This window comes from Noviherbaspirillum sp. UKPF54 (assembly GCF_007874125.1).
In the GTDB taxonomy this organism is placed as follows: Bacteria; Pseudomonadota; Gammaproteobacteria; order Burkholderiales; family Burkholderiaceae_D; genus Noviherbaspirillum.
In genome coordinates, this window is the sequence record NZ_CP040128.1 from 4,600,888 (window position 1) to 4,620,335 (window position 19,448).

The following is a 19,448-nucleotide window of genomic DNA, read 5'->3' on the forward strand; positions in this document are numbered from 1 at the left end:
AGATCCCGATTGGCACTCTTTATTGGGGGCACATCATGAACACGGGATGAGTTCAGCGCTGTTTTACAAGTGGCGCAGCCGCTATGGCGGCATGGATCCGTCGATGATGGCAAGGCTCAAGGAGCTCGAAGAAGAGAACCGGCGCCTGAAGAAGATGTATGCCGAAGAGCGGCTCAAGGCTGAGATCGTCGCCGAGGCGCTACAAAAAAGTGGTAGCGCCATCTCGACGACGCGAGATGGCGCAATGGGCAGTGCAAGACAAGGCCGTCAGCATTCGGGCAGCATGCCAAGCGTTTGGCATTAGTCAGACCTGTTATCGGTATCAGGCCAAACGGTCTTCAGAGAACAATGAAATCGCCGACTGGCTGATTCGGCTGACGGCCAACCAGCGCAACTGGGGCTTCGGCCTGTGCTTCCTTTACCTGCGTAACGTGAAAGGCTACGGCTGGAATCACAAGCGCGTGTACCGGATCTACCAGCAGCTGGAGCTTAACCTGCGCATCAAGCCGAAGAAACGCCTGGTGCGCGAGAAGCCGGAGCCGCTGGCCGAACCGACAGCGATCAATCAAGTCTGGTCGATGGACTTCATGCACGACCAACTGGCAGACGGCCGCAGCATCCGGTTGTTCAATGTGATCGACGACTTCAACCGCGAAGGGCTGAACATCGAAGTCGGCTTCTCGCTGCCGTCCGAACGAGTGATTCGATCACTGGAGCAGATCATCGAATGGCGTGGCAGACCGGACAGGATTCGTTGTAACAATGGTCCCGAGTACGTCAGTGCGGCGCTGATGGCATGGGCAAGTCGGTGTGGCATTCATGTCGAATTCATTCAGCCCGGCAAGCCGCAGCAGAATGCGTACATCGAACGCTACAACCGGACCGTTCCCTATGACTGGCTGGCGCACTATCTGTTCGACAGCATTGAAGAGGTTCAGGATTACGCGACGCGCTGGCTGTGGACCTATAATCACGAACGCCCTAATATGGCCATCGGCGGCATCACCCCGAAGCATAAATTGGCCTTGGCCGCATAATCTCTACTCTCAGGCCGCTTCAAAAATGGGGGGATTACCCCCCTCTTCAAGCGTTTGGACGCCACTTCGCTTGGCTGTTCACTTTGATTCGCCATTGAATCCTAATACCCCTCCACTGAGAGATTCCGTTACATTCAGCATGTACGCTACGGTCGATCAGGGGGGAAATACTCTAGAACTGGTAACGCACACGAACAACGCCAAAGTTGACTCCGGAGTTCGGTGCTTTGATACCGCCATTCGAGAAGTGCTCGAACATGAGCCCTAAATCAAGCTGGTTGTGAAATACATAGCCCATCCCGATACGATCGCCAAATTGGAATCTCGTGGAGAGCTGCCGTCCGTTGTTGTTATATAGATCGGAAAGATAGTGAATGCCGATTCCGACTTCTCCGTATGGACCCGTTAACGAGTCGCTCTGAAGACGGAACACAGGAGTCATTCCGATTGATGCAAGATTGTGTGTGTTGCTCGGCATGCCCTGAAAGCGTCTTTCGCGCCATTGGGCAAGACCCAAATCCCAATATCCACCGACGTGGCTTCCATTAGATTGCCACCACTTCTTTTCCCATTTCCACTGCATGCCGACGCGAATCATACGGGTTTGATTACCTGAACCATAGTCGATAGTGGCCGAGTCGAGCGCATGTGCTGTCATCGGCGCGATCTGCAAAACAACGGCAGTGCAGGCAACAGCCACTATATTCAAAGTCTTGCATGTAGTTATCATGGGTTTTCCCAAGTAATAATGATTCAAATCGGACGTCGGTTGGCTTACTCTTTTGCTTGGCTGCATGGCGGAGGAATGCCTCCTTCCCTGGCCGGAGGCGTCGTACGAGGAACATTTACGCGTGGCGTTAGCGGATATAGGCGTGTTCCTCGCTGCCCGGCGTATCCACGTCTAGCATCAATACGTAGCCTGAAAGTGGATAGCGATCGAGCTCGTCCTGCGGACGGTTGTGACGGGCGGAGGTGACATAGAGCGTCTTGAGATCCGGGCCGCCGAACGCCACCATCGTCGGGCACTTCACGGGCAATGGGATATCGAGCAGCACCTCGCCCGTTGGCGCCAGGCGGAGAATGCGTCCGCCCTCATACATCGCGCACCAGTAAGTGTCTTCGCTGTCGACCGCGGCGCCATCGGGGCGTCCGCCATAGTTATGCGATTTGTCACTGGAAAACTGCTTGAATGGGCGCCCTTTGCCGATTTGCCCACTGGCGAGGTCGAACTCATAGGCGGTGATCCGGTGGGCGGTGGTATCGGTGTGATAGAGCGTTCGGTTATCGATGCTGAAGGCAACGCCGTTGGAAACCGTTACCGGCTTGTCTGCATCGCGAATCGCGCCATGTTCGACGCAGAAAAGCGAGCCGCCTGGCCGGTCCCGCGGATCGTACAGTGAGCCGGTCCACAACCTGCCGGCGGCGTCGCAGCGTCCGTCGTTGAAGCGAGCACGTGACGGGTCGTATGGAGCGTCCGCCAGTTTGCTCAGCGTGCCGTCGCCGGTGTCAAGAAAGGCTAGGCCGGCGCGCATGGCGACCAGCAGGCCGCCATTCGAGCAGCGTGCGATGCAGCCCGGCTCGGATGGCAGGGGAAAGACTTGATGAGCGCCCGTCGCCGACTGGTAACGGTGCACTTCTTTAGCCGCAATATCAATCCAGTAAAGCGCCGCTTCGTCCGGATGCCACATCGGGCATTCTCCAAGCAGCATCGGCGTATCGAGCAGGGGACGAATTTCGTGCATCGACATGGTCGCTACTTATTTGAGATGATGATGCACATTATGCTATGAAAAACAACTGGCCGAAGGAGCGAGCGTGACCGCATCAATGACATTACCCAAAGTTGCTTTCCTTGGTATTGGATTAATGGGAAGGCCAATGGCAACGCGCCTGTTGCAGGCCGGCTATTCCCTCGTTGCCTGGAACCGTTCACGCAGCAAGGCCGAGGCGCTCAGCGCCTTGCACGCAGATGTTGCAGACAGTCCGGCCGATGCGGTACGCGATGCGGATATTGTCATTACCATGCTCGAAGCCGGCCCTGCGGTGGCCGAAGTCATTCAGCTTGCCATGCCATCCCTGCAACACGGGGCGCTCGTGATTGATATGAGTTCAACCCGGCAGTCGGAAGCGCAAGCGATGCATACCATATTGCTGGAAAGGGGCGTCGCCTTCATCGATGCGCCGGTTTCCGGTGGCGTCGTCGGCGCAGAGACAGGCACTCTGGCCATCATGGCAGGTGCGGATAAGGAAGACTTTGCAAGGGCCGAACCGGTATTGCGTGTCATGGGCCGCCCGACCTTGGTGGGGCCGCCTGGCTGCGGGCAAGTCGCCAAGTTGTGCAATCAGCTCATTGTCGGCGGCACGCTGGCGATCGTTGCGGAAGCGCTGTTGCTGGCGCAGGCTGGCGGTGCCGATCCGGTTGCGGTGCGCACTGCCATTCGCGGCGGCTTCGCCGAGAGCCGCATCCTCGAAGTACACGGTCAGCGCATGCTTGAACGAAACTTTATGCCCGGTGGACAGGTCAAGAGTCAGACGAAAGATTTGGAAAACGTGTTGATCGCCGCTGCAGCGGCAGGCGTGCATTTGCCGGTGACCGAACTGGTGACGCAAGCCTACCGCAGCATTCTCGATACTCTGCCGAACGCCGACCAATCGGCCGCGCTGCTCGCCCTGGAACGACTGAATCCTGGCAAGCGTGTCGGCGACGCTCCGGACCGCTTGCCTTGACAGGTGACGCGGGGACGATGCGTGAGGTGATCGCGGCTTTCGCTTTCCATCGCCACCACTAATTAACGACACGACGAACCGATCCCCTCCATGACAGAACAGCATCCCGAACGCACCGACTGGCGCGCCGTCTGGCAGTTGATCAAGCCTTACTGGGTGTCGGAAGAAAAATGGAAAGCGCTCGGCCTGCTTGCCGCGGTTATTGGCCTGGCGCTGGGGATGGTGTATCTGAACGTGCTGTTCAATACCTGGAGCCGAGATTCCTTCAACGCGCTGGAAAGCAAGAACTACGCTGCCTTCAAGGAGCAGTTGTGGCGCTTTTCCTATCTCGCCTTCATCTACATTACGGTCGCCATTTACCGCGTCTACCTCAGGCAGTCGCTGGAAATGCGCTGGCGCGCCTGGCTGACGCGCCATTACATGGGGGAGTGGCTCGCCAATCAAGCCTACTATCGCATCGAGCAAAGCCGTATCGCGGACAATCCCGATCAACGGATTGCCGAAGACCTGAACATGCTGACAACCGAAACGCTGATGCTGTCGCTCGAACTGCTGTCGAGCGTCGTGACGCTGGTGTCGTTCATCGGCATCCTGTGGTCGGTCAGCGGCCCGCTGGCCTTCGCGCTCGCGGGCACGGAGTTCACCATTCCTGCCTACATGGTGTGGTTCGCCATCGCCTACGCCGCCGTCGGCTCCGGCATGGTCTGGCTGGTCGGCCGGCCGCTGGTGCGCCAGAACTTCCATCAGCAGCGCTACGAGGCCAATTTCCGCTTCGGGCTGATCCGCATCCGCGAGAATGCCGAGGCGGTCGCCCTGTACCGCGGCGAGGCGCAGGAACAGGCGCACCTGGATGGGCGGTTCGAGCAGATCCGGGCCAACTGGTGGCGCATCATGCGCACCACCAAGCAGCTCAATGTGGTGTCGACCTTTTACGCGCAATTCGCCATTATTTTCCCGATGCTGGTGGCCGCGCCGCGCTACTTTTCCGGTGCCATCACGCTTGGCGTGTATTCGCAGATCGGCGATGCGTTCAGCCAGGTGCAGGACGCGCTGTCGTGGTTCGTGACCGCGTTCAACCGTCTCGCGGAATGGAAGGCCAGCGTCAACCGTCTGGCAGGCTTTCATGCCGCCGTCGCGCTGGCACGTAGCCAGGAGCGGGGCATTACGGTGGAACGTAACAATGTCGGCGCCATCCTGGCCGACCGAGTGCAATTGCATCTGCCCAACGGCCAATCGCTGACCCGCCCTCTATCCTTCGAGATCCACCGCGGGCAGCGCATCCTGGTCGAAGGGCCTTCTGGTTGCGGCAAATCGACGCTGTTTCGCGCCATCGCCGGAATCTGGCCCTACGGCGCCGGCACGGTGGAACTGCCGCAGGAGGCACGGCTATTGTTCGTGCCGCAAAAATCGTATCTGCCGATCGGCACCCTGCGCGCTGCCATCGCCTATCCCGCGGCTGACCATGCGTATCGGGACTTGGCGATCGCGCACTATCTCGACCTGTGCCGGCTGTCGCATCTGAAGGACCACCTCGATATGGCCGACAACTGGAGCCAGCGCTTGTCTCCCGGCGAGCAGCAGCGGCTTGCCTTCGTGCGCGTGCTGCTGACGCGGCCCGGCATCGTCTTTCTGGATGAGGCTACCAGCGCGCTGGATCCGGAGTCGGAAGCATGGCTCTACGAACTGGTGTCGCGCGAACTGCCCGATGCCGCGATCATCAGCATCGCCCACCGCGAAGCCGTAGCCAGCTTCCATGATCTGCGCTGGCGCTTCGTGCACGAGGGTTGGGGCCGGGATGACACGGCGACGGACACGGGTATGCCCCGCTATGCCATCCGCGCCACGGCCATTGCTGCTACCGCCACGGCTTAGACGATCGCCCCTAGGGTTGAGCGAGGGCAAGGAAGGCAAAACTGGCCAGCCAGTGTGTTCCGGCATAGTCGCCATCCGTTGCCTGCGGCAGAGACGCGGCAAGATGCGCCGCGACCGCCTCATGAACCGGCGCCTGCAGCGTCTGGGGCAATTGCGGAGCAAGCATTTTCCAGCACCAGGCGCGGGTCAGATTCAGCCCGTCCAGGTGGGCGAGTTTGGGATCGCTTCTGTCACATACCGCCACCGGCTTCAGCCAGACTGGCAGCTCATTCGGCGGTGGGCAAAACACTTCCCACCAGTCGGCATAGCTGCAGCCGTCGACCACCCGCAGCATCAGGACTGCTTCCATCAAGCCGCCGGAGAGAAAGTCATCGCCACTGGGTTCGTAGGCGGCCGGATAGCGCTGGTCGCGCCCGAACCAGGCGTTCGCCTTGTCGCAGAGTAGCTTGCGCAGCGCGAAGTGCTGGCTGCATTCGGCATAGTCGAGCGCAAACAGCAGGCTGAATGCGCTGTTGCCATGCGTACCGGCCCGGACCGGGTAGTGCGCCAGCGGCAGGAAATTCAGATAGCGTTCGACAACCAGATCCGCCAGCGGTTGCAGCACATCGCGCCAGCGCGCCATCCCGGAATCTGTCTTGGCGCCTTCGATCAGGGCCGTCTGCAATTTCAGCAGCCACGCCCAGCCGTAGGGCCGCTCGAAGGTCTGGCGCGACGGTTGCTGCAGGAAGGAGATTTCCGCTGCGACCTTGGCTTCAGTGAAATGTGCGTCGAGGGTTTGCCGGACCTGTGGAATCTCAGGCAGCGCCGGAAAGCCGCACAGCAGACGCACCAACAGCCAGTGCATGTGGACGCAGGAGTGCCAGTCGTAACTGCCGAAAAACAGCGGATGAATTGTCTGGGGCGACTGCAGGTCGGCCGCGCTGTTGAGCACATGGCCGGGATTGTTCGGGTATTCCTGCCCGATGTTGGCCAGCGCAGCCCGGCAGAATGCGCTGGCGTATGGCGCGGCCGGCGATGCGTTCATGGCGGCCGGCCGTGTTATGCGCTGCGCAGGTACGCTTCGGCCAGGCGCACCCAGTAGCTTGCGCCGATCGGCAGCAGGTCGTCGTTGAAGTCGTAGCTCGGATTGTGCAGGTTGCAGGGGCCCATGCCGTGGCCGTCATGGCGATGCGCGCCTTCGCCGTTGCCGATGAAGACATAGCAGCCCGGTTTTTCCTGCAGCATGAAGGCGAAGTCTTCCGCGCCCATGGTCGGCTCGACCTGCGTGTTGACGCAATCGTCGCCGACGATGGAGCGCATCACCTCGGCGGCGAATGCGGTTTCCTTTGCATGGTTGATCAGCGGCGGATAGTTGCGGGTGAAACGGAAATCGACTTCGGCGTCGAACGCGGCCGCCGTGTGCTGCGCCACGTCGCGCATGCGATGTTCGATCAGGTCGAGCGTCTCAGTGGTGAAGGTGCGCACCGTGCCGATCAGGGTGGCGGTGTCGGGAACGATGTTGGTGGCGCTGCCGGCGTGGATTTGGGTGATCGAGATGACGCCGGCGTCGATCGGGCTCTTGTTGCGGGTGATGATGGTTTGCCAGCTCTGGGCGATCTGGATCGCCGTCATGATCGGGTCGATCCCCTTGTGCGGCTGCGCCGCATGCGAGCCCTTGCCCTTGACGATGACTTCGAATTCGTTGGACGACGCCATCATCGGGCCTGCTGTGACGCCGAACGTGCCGACGGCCACACCCGGCCAGTTGTGCATGCCGAACACCGCATCCATCGGGTATTTGGCAAACAGGCCATCATCCATCATGCGCTTCGCGCCGCCGCCGCCTTCTTCCGCCGGCTGGAAAATCAGGTAGACGGTGCCGTCGAAATTGCGGTGACTGGCCAGGTAATGGGCTGCGCCAAGCAGCATCGCGACATGGCCGTCGTGGCCGCAGGCATGCATTTTCCCGGCATGGGTCGAGGCGTGCGGGAATGAGTTGACTTCCTGAAGCGGCAAGGCGTCCATGTCCGCGCGCAGGCCGATGGCGCGCTTGCTGCTGCCGTTTTGGATGATGCCGACCACGCCGGTCACGCCCATGCCGCGGTCGATTGGAATGCCCCATTGCGTCAGTTTCGAGGCGATGAGGTCTGCGGTTCGCTGCTCCTCGAAGCACAGTTCGGGATGCGCATGGATGTCGCGTCGGATCTGCTGTAATTCGGATTGGAAACGGGTGATCGGGTCAAGCAACTTCATTGTCTTCTCCAGGCGTCGGCAGCGCACAGGGATAGCGTTGCACGGCGGAATACTTTTGATGCATTGTCGCATTTAATGACACGCGCTTAATGACGCGCACTTAATGACTATATATTACGCTTACGCTCGAAGCCCGTATTTTAACTATTGCAAAACCCGGTTCGCGCCAGGATTTGCCGCCGCATGCCATGCATGCGCATAACGTGGAAGATTCCCATGACCGTTTCGATTGTTCGCGCTACCTGCCCGCATGATTGCCCCGATACCTGCGCCTTGCTGGTGACCGTGCAGGATGGCGTCGCCACCCAGGTGCGCGGCGACCCGGAGCATCCGACCACCGCGGGCGCGCTGTGCACCAAGGTGTCGCGTTACGCCGAACGCACCTATCACAAGGATCGCCTGCTGTATCCGATGAAACGGGTGGGGAAGAAGGGCGAGGGAAAGTTCGAGCGCATCGGCTGGGACGAGGCGCTCGACACGATCGCGACGCGCCTGAAGGCGATTGCCGCGCGCGACCCGCAGGCGATCCTGCCCTACAGCTATGCCGGCACGATGGGGCTGGTGCAGGGCGAATCGATGGCGGGGCGCTTCTTTCACAAGCTGGGCGCATCGCTGCTGGAGCGCACCATTTGCGCGTCCGCCGGCGGCGCCGGCTACCTCTACACGATCGGCGCCCGGATCGGCACCGACGTCGAGCAGTTCCAGAACGCGCGCCTGATCCTGATCTGGGGCGGCAATCCGGTCGCGTCCAACCTGCATTTCTGGATGCGCGCGCAGGAAGCCAAGCGGCGCGGCGCAAAGCTGATCGCCATCGATCCCTACCGCTCGCTGACCGCCGAAAAATGCCACCAGCATATCGCGCTGCTGCCGGGCACCGACGCGGCGCTCGCGCTCGGGCTGATGCACGTGCTGATCAGGGAAAAGCTGATCGATGAAGACTATGTGGCAAGGCACACGCTCGGCTTCGATCAGTTGAAGGAACGAGTGCAGGAGTGGACGCCGCAGCGCACCGCGCAAGTGTGCGGCATTGCGGCTGCCGAGGTCGAGCAGCTGGCGCGGGAATACGGTTCGACGGCGCAACGCGGCGAAGCCGTGGCGATCCGCCTGAACTATGGCGTGCAGCGCGTGCACGGCGGCGGCATGGCGGTGCGCAATATCGCCTGCCTGCCGGCGCTGGTCGGGGCATGGCGTCACGCTGCCGGCGGCGTGCAGCTATCGTCCTCCGATTCCTTTCCGAAAAATAGCCGTGCGCTGCAGCGCCCCGATCTCATGCCGGCGCAACGTCCGCGCACCATCAACATGAGCACCATCGGCGACGACTTGCTGCGCGCCGCCGCGCCGGACTTCGGTCCGCGGATCGAGGCGCTGGTCGTCTACAACGCCAATCCGGTGGCGGTCGCGCCGGAGTCGGCGAAGGTGGCGCAAGGGTTCGCGCGCGAGGATTTGTTTACCGTCGTGCTGGAGCATTTTCAGACCGACACCGCCGACTATGCCGACATCCTGCTGCCGGCCACCACGCAGCTGGAGCACGTGGACATCCATGCCACTTATGGCCATTTGTACATGATGGCCAACAACGCGGCCATCGCGCCGCTGGGCGAAGCCAAGCCGAACACCGAAATCTTCCGCCTGCTGGCGCAGCGCATGGGTTTTGACGACCCCTGCTTTCGCGAGAGCGACGACGACATCGCGGCGCAGGCATTCAATCGCGCCAACGAGCGCGCCATTCATTTCGACTGGGATGCATTGAAGCGCAAGGGCTGGCAAAAGCTCAACATGCCGGACGCGCCGTTTGCCGAGGGCGGCTTCCCCACACCGTCGGGCAAATGCGAATTCTATTGCGAGCGCATGCTGCACGAAGGACTGGACCCTTTGCCAACCTATATCCCGCCGCACGAATCGGTAGCGAGCAACCCGGAGTTGGCGAAGACATATCCGCTCGCGATGATTTCGCCGCCAGCGCGGAACTTTCTAAACAGCACCTTCGTCAATGTGGAGAGTCTGCGCGATACGGAAGGCGAGCCGCACCTGGACATCCATCCTGTCGATGCCATCGAACGCGGCATTGAAGATGGCAACCGGGTACGCATCCACAACGCGCGCGGCTCATTCTTTGCGAAAGCGCGCGTGACCGACAGGGCACGACAGGGACTGGTGGTCGGTTTGTCCATCTGGTGGAAGAAGTTCGCCGCCGATGGCAAGAACGCCAATGAAGTCACCAGCCAGCGCTTGACCGACATGGGTAACGCGCCGACGTTTTACGACGTGCTGGTGCAGGTGGAGAAAGCGTAGGACATGAAGATAAAGTGGCGGGCGTTGGTTTTTTGCGGAGTGGCGGCCCTGGTCGGCGGCTGTTCCCAGATGGGATACTTTGTGCAGGCCGCGCAGGGGCAGTTTTCGCTGCTGGCCGAAGCGCAGCCGATCGACGACTGGCTCGCCAGGAGCGACCTTAACGACACGCTGCGCGACAAGCTCACCAAGGTCAAGGAGATCCGCGCCTTCGCCGCCAAGGAACTGGCGCTGCCCGACAATGACACCTTTACCACCTACGCCGACCTCAAGCGCCCGTTCGTGATGTGGAACGTGGTCGCGACGCCGGAGCTGTCGCTGAAGCCCTTGCAATGGTGTTTCCCGGTCGCCGGCTGCGTAAATTATCGCGGCTACTACAGCAAGGATGATGCGCAGTCGTATGCGAAGGAGTTGCGCGCCGAGCACTACGATGTCGAAGTGTCGGGCGTGCCGGCCTATTCGACGCTGGGCTGGTTCCGCGACCCGGTCCTGTCTACCTTCATCAAGTACCCCGATGGCGAAGTGGCGCGCATGGTGTTCCACGAACTGGCGCACCAGGTGGTGTACGTGCCGGGCGACTCGCGCTTTAACGAATCGTTCGCGGTGGCCGTCGAGGAAGCCGGCGTCGAGCGCTGGCTCGCCATGTACGGCAACGACAAGATGCGCAAGACCTATGCCGAATACGAGGGCCGCAAGCGGGATTTTCTCGCCTTGCTGATGAAGCATCGCAAGGCGCTCGAAGAAAATTACAAGCGCGATGCGAGCGACACCGACAAGCGCAAGGAAAAGGCTGCAATTTTCCAGTCGCTCAAGGATGACTACCAGGCGCTCAAGGCGTCTTGGGGCGGCTACAGCGGCTACGACCGCTGGTTCGCCGAGCCATTGTCGAACGCCCATCTGTCCGCCATCGCGACGTACCACGATTTCGTGCCCGGCTTTAAGGCGCTGCTGATGCAGCAAAAGCGGTTCGACAAGTTCTACCAGGCGGTCAAACGGCTGGCCTCGCTCGACGAGAATGAGCGGCACCGGCAACTGGCGGCGATGAGCCCGCCGCCCACCATGGCCGCCGGGCCGGACGGCGCTGAAGCGATGCCGGTCAGGCTAGACGCGAAGCCGGAACAGGCTGCAGCGCAATAATCTACAGGCAAGCAAAGCGACCCGTGCGGTCGCTTTGTCGCATCTGGAGACGGCGAAATAGGGAGTGCCGGAGCGGTCGCGCATTGTTGCATCGCAATATTATTTCCGGGCTAGAGAAGTTACTCAGGAAACGCCTAAAAACCTTGCACTCGGACGCGCCGACCGATAGCATCTATGTTACTAAAAAAGAACTGTCGTTCGTTTTTTTACGTCGACATCGATATTCCCCCAAAGCACATCAACACTGAGGCAGACAATGGAGAAAATCTGGCTGAAATCGTATCCGAAGGACGTACCGGCGGAGATCGATTACAAACAATACCGATCGCTGGTGCACCTGCTGGAAGAATCGTTCCGCAAGTATGCCTCGCGCAACGCATTCGTCTGCATGGACAAGTCCCTCACCTATGCCGAGGTGGATGAATACTCGAAGCAGCTGGGTGCCTGGCTGCAGAGCAAGGGGCTGAAGAAGGGGGCACGCGTGGCAGTGATGATGCCCAACGTGCTGCAATACCCGATTTCGGTCGCCGGCGTCCTGCGCGCCGGCTACACGGTGGTCAACGTCAACCCGCTGTACACGCCGCGCGAACTGGAACACCAGTTGAACGACTCGGGCGCGGAAGCGATCATCATCCTGGAAAACTTCGCGACCACGCTCGAGCATGTGATCAAGAAGACCAAGGTCAAGCATGTGGTGGTGGCCAGCATGGGCGAAATGCTGGGCGGGGTGAAGGGGATGATCGTCAACTTCGTGGTGCGCAACGTGAAGAAGATGGTGCCGGCGTTTTCGCTGCCCAGCGCGGTGCGCTTCAAGCAGGTGCTGTCCGAAGGCGCGCGCATGTCGTTGAAACCGGTGGATCTCAAGCATGACGACGTCGCCTTCCTGCAGTACACCGGCGGCACCACCGGCGTGTCCAAGGGCGCGACCCTGTTGCACCGCAACGTGCTGGCGAATGTCTTGCAAAACGACGCCTGGGTGCAACCTGCGCTGCAGAAAAAATCAAAGTCCGAGCAGATAACGATTGTCTGCGCGCTGCCGCTGTATCACATCTTCGCGCTGACGGCCTGCGGCTTGATGGGCATGCGCTGGGGCGCCTTGAACCTCCTGATCCCGAATCCGCGCGATATTCCTGGCTTCGTGAAGGAACTGGAAAAGTACAAGGTCAACATGTTCCCGGCGGTGAACACGTTGTACAACGGTTTGCTCAACAACCCCGACTTTGCCAAACTCGATTTCTCCGGCTTGATGATTTCCCTCGGCGGCGGCATGGCCGTGCAGCAGGCGGTGGCCGAGAAATGGCTGAAGGTGACCGGCTGCCCGATTCTCGAGGCGTACGGCTTGTCCGAAACCTCGCCCGGCGCGACCATCAACCGGGCCGATGCGAAGGAATTTACCGGTACCATCGGCCTGCCGATTTCCTCGACCGAGATCGCGATCCTGGACGACGACGGCAAGCCGGTGGCGCTGGGCCAGCCGGGCGAAATCTCGATCCGCGGCCCGCAAGTGATGGCCGGTTACTGGAACCGCCCGGATGAAACCGCGAAAGTGATGACGCCGGACGGCTTCTTCAAGACCGGCGACGTCGGCGTGATGGATGACGGCGGCTATGTGAAGATCGTCGACCGCAAGAAGGACATGATCCTGGTGTCGGGCTTCAACGTGTACCCGAACGAGATCGAAGGCGTGGTGGCGGCGCACCCGGGCGTGCTGGAATGCGCGTGCATCGGCGTGCCGGATGCGAATTCGGGCGAGGCGGTCAAGCTGTTCGTGGTGCGCAAGGACCCGACCCTGACGGTGGACCAGCTGATGAGCTACTGCAAGGAGCAATTCACCGGCTACAAGAAGCCGAAATACATCGAGTTCCGCGACGAGCTGCCGAAGACGAACGTGGGCAAGATCTTGCGGCGCGAATTGCGCGACGAGAAAAAGGCTGCCTGACCAGCCGCACCCGCACCCGTACCTTTGAAACCGCCTGCCTGCCAGGCGGTTTTTTTATCCTTGTCGGACAACGCCGAGTGGCCGTTCATGGCAGGGAAATTGGAGCGCAGACCGATGCAGACACATTGTTGCATCGCAAGATGTGTTGTTTGAAAAAGGCGCTATTCTTAAGCGAATTAAAAAGCTTGCACGCTGATGCGCTGATCGATAGCATCTATGTCAACAAAAAAAGAACTATCGTTCGTTTTATAAAAATCCCGAGCTTTCCATCCAACATAACGAGAGACAAAGAGGCAGACAATGGAGAAAATCTGGCTGAAATCGTATCCGAAGGGCGTACCGGCGGAGATCGATTACAAACAATACCGATCGCTGGTGCACTTGATGGAAGAATCGTTCCGCAAGTATGCCTCGCGCAATGCATTCGTCTGCATGGACAAGTTCATGACGTATGCGGAGCTGGATGAATACTCGAAGCAGCTGGGGGCCTGGCTGCAGAGCAAGGGGCTGAAGAAGGGCGCGCGCGTGGCAGTGATGATGCCCAACGTTCTGCAATACCCGGTAGCGATTGCCGGCGTCCTGCGCGCCGGCTACACGGTGGTCAACGTCAACCCGCTGTACACGCCGCGCGAACTGGAACACCAGTTGAACGACTCCGGGGCTGAAGCGATCATCATCCTGGAAAACTTCGCGACCACGCTCGAGCATGTGATCAAGAAGACCAAGGTCAAGCATGTGGTGGTGGCCAGCATGGGCGAAATGCTGGGCGGGGTGAAGGGGATGATCGTCAACTTTGTGGTGCGCAACGTGAAGAAGATGGTGCCGGCGTTTTCGCTGCCCAGCGCGGTGCGCTTCAAGCAGGTGCTGTCCGAAGGCGCACGCATGTCGTTGAAACCGGTCGATCTCAAGCATGACGACGTCGCCTTCCTGCAGTACACCGGCGGCACTACCGGCGTGTCCAAGGGCGCGACCCTGCTGCATCGCAACGTGATTGCCAACGTGCTGCAAAACGACGCCTGGGCGCAACCGGCGTTGCAGCAAGAACCGAAGATCGATCCGCTCACCATCGTTTGCGCGCTGCCGCTGTATCACATCTTCGCCTTGACCGCGTGCTTCCTGATGGGCACGCGCTGGGGATCGCTGAATATCCTGATCCCGAATCCGCGCGATATTCCTGGCTTCGTGAAGGAACTGGGGAAGTACAAGTTCAACCTGCTGCCGGCGGTGAACACGCTGTACAACGGTTTGCTGAACAACCCCGACTTCGCCAAGCTGGACTTTTCCACTCTCAAGGTGTGCAACGGCGGCGGCATGGCCGTGCAGCAGGCGGTGGCCGAGAAATGGCTGAAGGTGACCGGCTGTCCGATCGTCGAGGGCTACGGCTTGTCCGAAACCTCGCCGTCGGCGACGATCAATCCGGCCGATGCGACGGAATTCTCCGGCGCGATCGGCCTGCCAATCCCGTCGACCGAGATCGCGATCCTGGACGACGACGGCAAGCCGGTGGCGCTGGGCCAGCCGGGCGAAATTTCGATCCGCGGCCCGCAAGTGATGGCCGGTTACTGGAACCGCCCGGACGAAACCGCGAAAGTGATGACGCCGGACGGCTTCTTCAAGTCGGGCGACGTCGGCGTGATGGACGAGCGCGGTTACGTGAAGATCGTCGACCGCAAGAAGGACATGATCCTGGTGTCCGGTTTCAACGTGTACCCGAACGAGATCGAAGGCGTGGTGGCGGCGCACCCGGGCGTGCTGGAATGCGCGTGCATCGGCGTGCCGGATGCGAATTCGGGCGAGGCGGTCAAGCTGTTCGTGGTGCGCAAGGACCCGACCCTGACGGTGGACCAGCTGATGAGCTACTGCAAGGAGCAATTCACCGGCTACAAGAAGCCGAAATACATCGAGTTCCGCGACGAGCTGCCGAAGACGAACGTGGGCAAGATCCTGCGGCGCGAATTGCGCGACGAGAAAAAGGCTGCCTGACCAGCCGCCCCCGCACCTGTACCTTTGAAACCGCCTGCCTGCCAGGCGGTTTTTTTATCCGGTTTGGACGACACCGGGACGGCCATTTTCGACCGTGAATCGCGCCAGCGTCGACACGCCGGAATCGGGCATGTGTACATCGTCCAGCCCCATCAGCTGCGCAATGGTCCGTTCCGGGCCGACTTCCATCATCACGAATCCGCGCCGGTCGGCGCGGCCGTAGCGGATATGCGGGTTCTGCGCGACATACCGGTCGACGCGCGACTGCGGGCGGGAATCCGACGTGACGGAGGTGCCGCAGAATTCGCTGGCAATGACCGGATTGTCGGGGGAGACCGGGCGGCCGAAGTCCGGCTTCAGGTTGCACGCGTAAAACGTGTGCACATCGCCCGAAATCACGACCGGGTTGGCCGGGCGATGCCTGACGATATTGTCGAACAGGCGCTGGCGCGCGGCCGGATAACCGTCCCAGCCATCCGTCCAGAAGCGGCCCTCGTCCGGGCGGGTGATCGGCACCTGGCTTGCCTGCGCCATCAGCGTTTGCTGCGCGAGGATATTCCACGTTGCGCCGGACGACGCAAAGCCATCCGCCAGCCATGCTTCCTGTTCAGTGCCGAGCAGCGTGCGCGCGGCATCGGTGCGTTCGGTGCAGCTGGCGCTCACCGAGCGGGAGCCGCCGCGGCCCGGCGCTGGACAGGCCTGGTAAGAGCGGTATTGCCGGTCGTCGAGCACGTGGAAGCGCGCCAGCCGCCCCCAATCGTACCGTTCGTACAGGCGCAGATGGGCGAAACGCTGTAGCCCGGCCGGCAAGGCGGGCAGGCGGATCGGCATGTGCTCGTAAAAGGCTTGATAGGCGGCAGCGCGCCGCGCGAGGAAGCCGGAGTCGAGGCGTTCGTCGCGATCGTCGGCGTAATCGTTGGCGACTTCGTGATCGTCCCAGGTCACGATCCAGGGCGCGGCGCGATGCGCCGCCTGCAGGTCGGGATCGGATTTGTACTGGGCATAGCGGGCACGATAGTTTTCCAGCGTCACGCACTCGTTGCTGCGGGCGCGCGGTGCCGCGGGATGCCCGAGGTCGTATGGCCCCCACTCGTAGATGTAATCGCCCAGGAACGCGACCAGGTCCGGTGCGGCATCGGCGATATGGCGGTGCGCCGCATAGTGCCCGAATTCCCAATGCTGGCATGATGCGAAGGCAAAACGCAGTGCTGCCGGCATGGCGTCGGTGGCCGGCGCGGTTCGGGTGCGTCCGGACGGGCTGACGGCGTCGCCCAGCATGAAGCGATACCAGTACCAGCGGTCGGGACGCAATCCGGCGACATCGACGTGCACGCTGTGAGCCAGTTCCGGCAGGGCGGTCGCCATGCCGGTGGCGATCACCTTCTGGAACGCCTCGTCTTCGGCCAACTCCCAACGGACCGCCAGTGGCACCGGTGCGATAGACGCGGCATCGAGCGGATCGGGCAGTATACGCGTCCACAGCACGATGGCGGTCGGGCGCGGCGAGCCGGACGCCACCCCCAGGCGAAACGGGTAGCGCGTCAGGCGCGTGGCAGCGCCGCCCGGAAAAGCCGCCGCGTAGGCCGCCAGCGATAACAGGCGAGCGGCGCGTGCAAGAAAAATCCTGCGTGCAAGTTGCATGACGAACTCCTCATCAGGCCACAATGACGTTGGATCATTCTTGCAGGTTCGGGCGCGGCGGCGAGGGCAGTCGCGTGAAAGAGCGCGACTGCTTGAGAAAACTCAGGCTTTGCTGCGGTGACGGGAAGGCGTCGTCCCGAGGCATTACCGGATCATCAAGACTGTCCGGTCAGCGCCGACAGCGGCGGGATGGGGCGCGGCTTGCGCCTTTCGTCGGTGGCAACGTAGGTGAGGGTGGCTTCCGTCACTTTGACCGTTTCTGCCTGCAAACGATTACGCTCGGCATAGACTTCCACGTTGACCGTGATCGAGGTATTACCGACCTTGACGACGTCCGCGTAGAAGGACAGCAGGTCGCCGACGAACACCGGCTGCTTGAACAGGAAGGAATTTACCGCAATCGTCGCCACGCGCCCGTTGGCGCGGCGCACCGCCGGCAGCGAACCGGCGATATCGACTTGCGCCATGATCCAGCCGCCGAACACATCGCCGTGCACGTTGGCGTCGGCCGGCATCGGCATCACGCGCAATTCCGGCATTTTCCCGACCGGCAAGCAGGATTGATGTGTGTCTGTCATGTTTTATTCTCCCAAGAGTATCCGCATCGGCATGGCGCCTGTCCTGCGTCTGTCGAATGACAGGGCCTACGCTACAATCGTCCAAGCATAAACCATTCTGATTTCCCCCGTCGCCATGCGCCGTCATTCCGCTTCCTATCCCGAACCCGCCGCCAACCAGGGCACGCGCAACGATTGGACCACGCTCAAGACCCTGTTCCCGTATCTGTGGGCATACAAGTGGCGCATGCTGCTGGCGCTCTTGTTCCTGGTCGGCGCCAAGCTCGCCAATGTCGGCGTGCCGCTGGTGATGAAGGCGCTGATCGATCGCATGACGGTCTCGCCCGATCATCCGCGCGCCCTGCTGGTGCTGCCGCTCGGAGTGCTGGTCGCCTACGGCGCGTTGCGGGTATGCACCACCTTGTTTACCGAACTGCGCGAATTCGTCTTTGCGAAAGTCACGCAGCGCGCGGTGCGCACCATTGCCCTGAAGGTGTTCCGGCATCTGCATGCGCTGTCGCTGCGCTTTCACCTGAACCGCCAGACCGGCGGCATGACGCGCGACATCGAGCGCGGCACGCGCGGCATTTCGTCGCTGGTGTCGTACACGCTGTACAGCATCCTGCCGACCCTGGTCGAAATCTCGCTGGTGATCGGCTATCTGGTGCTGCATTACGACATCTGGTTTGCCGTCATCACTTTCGCGGCGCTGCTGACCTACATCGCCTTCACCGTCCTGATCACCGAGTGGCGCACCCACTTTCGCCGCACCATGAACGAGCTCGACTCGAAGGCGAACACCAAGGCGATCGATTCGCTGATCAATTACGAAACCGTCAAATACTTCGGCAACGAAGAGTACGAGGCAAGCCGCTACGACCGCAGCCTGGAAAAATGGGAAACGGCGGCGGTGAAGTCGCAGACTTCGCTGTCGCTGCTCAATACCGGCCAGTCGCTGATCATCGCGATTGCCGTCACGCTGATCCTGTGGCGCGCGACGCAGGGCGTCATCGACGGCAAGATGACGCTGGGCGACCTGGTGCTGGTGAACGCCTTCATGATCCAGCTCTATATCCCGCTGAACTTCCTCGGCGTGATCTACCGCGAGATCAAGCAAAGCCTGGCCGACATGGAACGCCTGTTCACGCTGCTCGACCAGCACCGCGAGATCGCCGATGCGCCGCACGCCAAGCCGCTGGCGGTCAAGGGCGCGGAGGTGAAATTCTCGCACGTCGATTTCAGCTACGAGACCAAGCGGCAAATTCTGTTCGATGTCGATTTCACGATTCGCGCCGGCACCACCACCGCCGTGGTCGGCCACAGCGGTTCCGGCAAGTCGACGCTGTCGCGCCTGCTGTTCCGCTTCTACGACATCGGTTCCGGCGCCATCACGATCGACGGGCAGGACTTGCGCGACGTGACCCAGACCTCGCTGCGCCGGGCGATCGGCATCGTGCCGCAGGACACGGTGCTGTTCAACGACACGATCGAATACAACATTGCCTACGGCAAGCCGGACGCGAGCAAGGAGGAAATCGTCGCGGCGGCCAAAGCGGCCTACATCCACGACTTCATCGAAAGCCTGCCGGACGGCTACGCCACCATGGTCGGCGAGCGCGGACTGAAGCTGTCCGGCGGCGAAAAGCAGCGGGTGGCTATCGCGCGCACGCTGCTGAAAAACCCGGCGATCCTGATTTTCGACGAAGCGACCTCGGCGCTCGATTCCCGCGCGGAGCAGGCGATCCAGGGGCAGTTGAAGGAAATCGCGCGAGACCGCACCACGCTTGTCATCGCGCACCGCCTGTCGACGATCGCCGACGCCGCGCAAATCCTGGTGCTCGACCATGGCCGCATCGTCGAGCGCGGCACGCACTTCGAGCTGCTGGTGGCCGGCGGCGCCTACGCGCAGATGTGGGAGCGCCAGCAAGCCAGGAAGGATGATGCCACGGCGTCGCCCTCCGGAGGCATCGACAGCGAGACGGCCGTTGCCTGAGGAGCGCGGCGGCTGCCGCGTGCTTTGCTTCGGCCGCTGAA

Annotated in this window: 13 protein-coding genes and 1 pseudogene; 8 read left to right on the forward strand and 6 right to left on the reverse strand. The window is 61.2% G+C overall.

Going from position 1 to position 19,448, the window contains the following annotated elements; genetic code table 11:
* Positions 1-37: 37 nt before the first annotated feature.
* Positions 38-1,037: pseudogene (locus FAY22_RS21315) on the forward strand (IS3 family transposase); the annotation flags it as partial.
* 172 nt (positions 1,038-1,209) lie between these two features.
* Here the strand turns inward: FAY22_RS21315 and FAY22_RS21320 are convergent.
* Positions 1,210-1,833: an acyloxyacyl hydrolase gene (locus FAY22_RS21320; protein WP_246860599.1), complete on the reverse strand. Its 624-nt coding sequence runs from the start codon at positions 1,831-1,833 to the stop codon at positions 1,210-1,212.
* A 61-nt stretch (positions 1,834-1,894) separates the two neighbouring features.
* A complete protein-coding gene (locus FAY22_RS21325; RefSeq protein ID WP_146332872.1) occupies positions 1,895-2,785 on the reverse strand; it encodes an SMP-30/gluconolactonase/LRE family protein in 891 nt (296 codons plus the stop codon).
* Positions 2,786-2,903: 118 nt separating this feature from the next.
* Between FAY22_RS21325 and FAY22_RS21330 the strand changes: the two genes are divergently transcribed.
* Positions 2,904-3,764 (forward strand): NAD(P)-dependent oxidoreductase, encoded by an 861-nt coding sequence (locus tag FAY22_RS21330; protein WP_246860783.1) that lies wholly within the window; start codon positions 2,904-2,906, stop codon positions 3,762-3,764.
* A 90-nt stretch (positions 3,765-3,854) separates the two neighbouring features.
* Complete coding sequence (locus tag FAY22_RS21335; RefSeq protein ID WP_146332874.1) at positions 3,855-5,636, forward strand: ABC transporter ATP-binding protein/permease; 1,782 nt, start codon at positions 3,855-3,857, stop codon at positions 5,634-5,636.
* Positions 5,637-5,646: 10 nt separating this feature from the next.
* Here FAY22_RS21335 and FAY22_RS21340 read toward each other — a convergent pair whose 3' ends face one another.
* On the reverse strand, positions 5,647-6,660 hold the full coding sequence (locus tag FAY22_RS21340; protein ID WP_146332876.1) for a DUF2891 domain-containing protein: 1,014 nt from the start codon (positions 6,658-6,660) through the stop codon (positions 5,647-5,649).
* A gap of 14 nt (positions 6,661-6,674) precedes the next feature.
* On the reverse strand, positions 6,675-7,868 hold the full coding sequence (locus tag FAY22_RS21345) for a M20 aminoacylase family protein (protein WP_146332877.1): 1,194 nt from the start codon (positions 7,866-7,868) through the stop codon (positions 6,675-6,677).
* A 216-nt stretch (positions 7,869-8,084) separates the two neighbouring features.
* Between FAY22_RS21345 and FAY22_RS21350 the strand changes: the two genes are divergently transcribed.
* The 4 genes from FAY22_RS21350 to FAY22_RS21365 all read left to right on the forward strand — a co-directional run bounded on the left by FAY22_RS21350 (position 8,085) and on the right by FAY22_RS21365 (position 15,216).
* Positions 8,085-10,160 (forward strand): molybdopterin-dependent oxidoreductase, encoded by a 2,076-nt coding sequence (locus FAY22_RS21350; protein WP_146332879.1) that lies wholly within the window; start codon positions 8,085-8,087, stop codon positions 10,158-10,160.
* Between the two features lie 3 nt (positions 10,161-10,163).
* The gene (locus FAY22_RS21355; protein ID WP_146332881.1) at positions 10,164-11,294 is read left to right on the forward strand and encodes an aminopeptidase; all 1,131 of its coding nucleotides are present in this window, start codon (positions 10,164-10,166) and stop codon (positions 11,292-11,294) included.
* A gap of 256 nt (positions 11,295-11,550) precedes the next feature.
* A complete protein-coding gene (locus tag FAY22_RS21360; RefSeq protein WP_146332883.1) occupies positions 11,551-13,233 on the forward strand; it encodes a long-chain fatty acid--CoA ligase in 1,683 nt (560 codons plus the stop codon).
* Between the two features lie 300 nt (positions 13,234-13,533).
* A complete protein-coding gene (locus FAY22_RS21365) occupies positions 13,534-15,216 on the forward strand; it encodes a long-chain fatty acid--CoA ligase (protein ID WP_146332885.1) in 1,683 nt (560 codons plus the stop codon).
* A gap of 54 nt (positions 15,217-15,270) precedes the next feature.
* On the opposite strand, the gene FAY22_RS21370 is transcribed toward FAY22_RS21365, so the two are convergent.
* Together FAY22_RS21370 and FAY22_RS21375 are read right to left on the reverse strand one after the other, a co-directional pair.
* A complete protein-coding gene (locus tag FAY22_RS21370; protein WP_146332887.1) occupies positions 15,271-16,857 on the reverse strand; it encodes an alkaline phosphatase in 1,587 nt (528 codons plus the stop codon).
* Between the two features lie 155 nt (positions 16,858-17,012).
* The gene (locus FAY22_RS21375; RefSeq protein ID WP_146332889.1) at positions 17,013-17,435 is read right to left on the reverse strand and encodes an acyl-CoA thioesterase; all 423 of its coding nucleotides are present in this window, start codon (positions 17,433-17,435) and stop codon (positions 17,013-17,015) included.
* A 115-nt stretch (positions 17,436-17,550) separates the two neighbouring features.
* Between FAY22_RS21375 and FAY22_RS21380 the strand changes: the two genes are divergently transcribed.
* Positions 17,551-19,407, forward strand: a complete 1,857-nt coding sequence (locus FAY22_RS21380) for an ABC transporter ATP-binding protein/permease (protein WP_146332891.1) — start codon at positions 17,551-17,553, stop codon at positions 19,405-19,407.
* The last annotated feature ends 41 nt before the right edge of the window (positions 19,408-19,448 follow it).

Excerpts from the sequence above, each read along its gene's own strand:
- FAY22_RS21320 (WP_246860599.1), bottom strand. The coding sequence starts at position 1,833 with ATGCAGCCAAGCAAAAGAGTAAGCCAACCGACGTCCGATTTGAATCAT.
- FAY22_RS21325 (WP_146332872.1), bottom strand. The coding sequence starts at position 2,785 with ATGTCGATGCACGAAATTCGTCCCCTGCTCGATACGCCGATGCTGCTT.
- FAY22_RS21330 (WP_246860783.1), top strand. The coding sequence starts at position 2,904 with ATGGGAAGGCCAATGGCAACGCGCCTGTTGCAGGCCGGCTATTCCCTC.
- FAY22_RS21335 (WP_146332874.1), top strand. The coding sequence starts at position 3,855 with ATGACAGAACAGCATCCCGAACGCACCGACTGGCGCGCCGTCTGGCAG.
- FAY22_RS21340 (WP_146332876.1), bottom strand. The coding sequence starts at position 6,660 with ATGAACGCATCGCCGGCCGCGCCATACGCCAGCGCATTCTGCCGGGCT.
- FAY22_RS21345 (WP_146332877.1), bottom strand. The coding sequence starts at position 7,868 with ATGAAGTTGCTTGACCCGATCACCCGTTTCCAATCCGAATTACAGCAG.
- FAY22_RS21350 (WP_146332879.1), top strand. The coding sequence starts at position 8,085 with ATGACCGTTTCGATTGTTCGCGCTACCTGCCCGCATGATTGCCCCGAT.
- FAY22_RS21355 (WP_146332881.1), top strand. The coding sequence starts at position 10,164 with ATGAAGATAAAGTGGCGGGCGTTGGTTTTTTGCGGAGTGGCGGCCCTG.
- FAY22_RS21360 (WP_146332883.1), top strand. The coding sequence starts at position 11,551 with ATGGAGAAAATCTGGCTGAAATCGTATCCGAAGGACGTACCGGCGGAG.
- FAY22_RS21365 (WP_146332885.1), top strand. The coding sequence starts at position 13,534 with ATGGAGAAAATCTGGCTGAAATCGTATCCGAAGGGCGTACCGGCGGAG.
- FAY22_RS21370 (WP_146332887.1), bottom strand. The coding sequence starts at position 16,857 with ATGCAACTTGCACGCAGGATTTTTCTTGCACGCGCCGCTCGCCTGTTA.
- FAY22_RS21375 (WP_146332889.1), bottom strand. The coding sequence starts at position 17,435 with ATGACAGACACACATCAATCCTGCTTGCCGGTCGGGAAAATGCCGGAA.
- FAY22_RS21380 (WP_146332891.1), top strand. The coding sequence starts at position 17,551 with ATGCGCCGTCATTCCGCTTCCTATCCCGAACCCGCCGCCAACCAGGGC.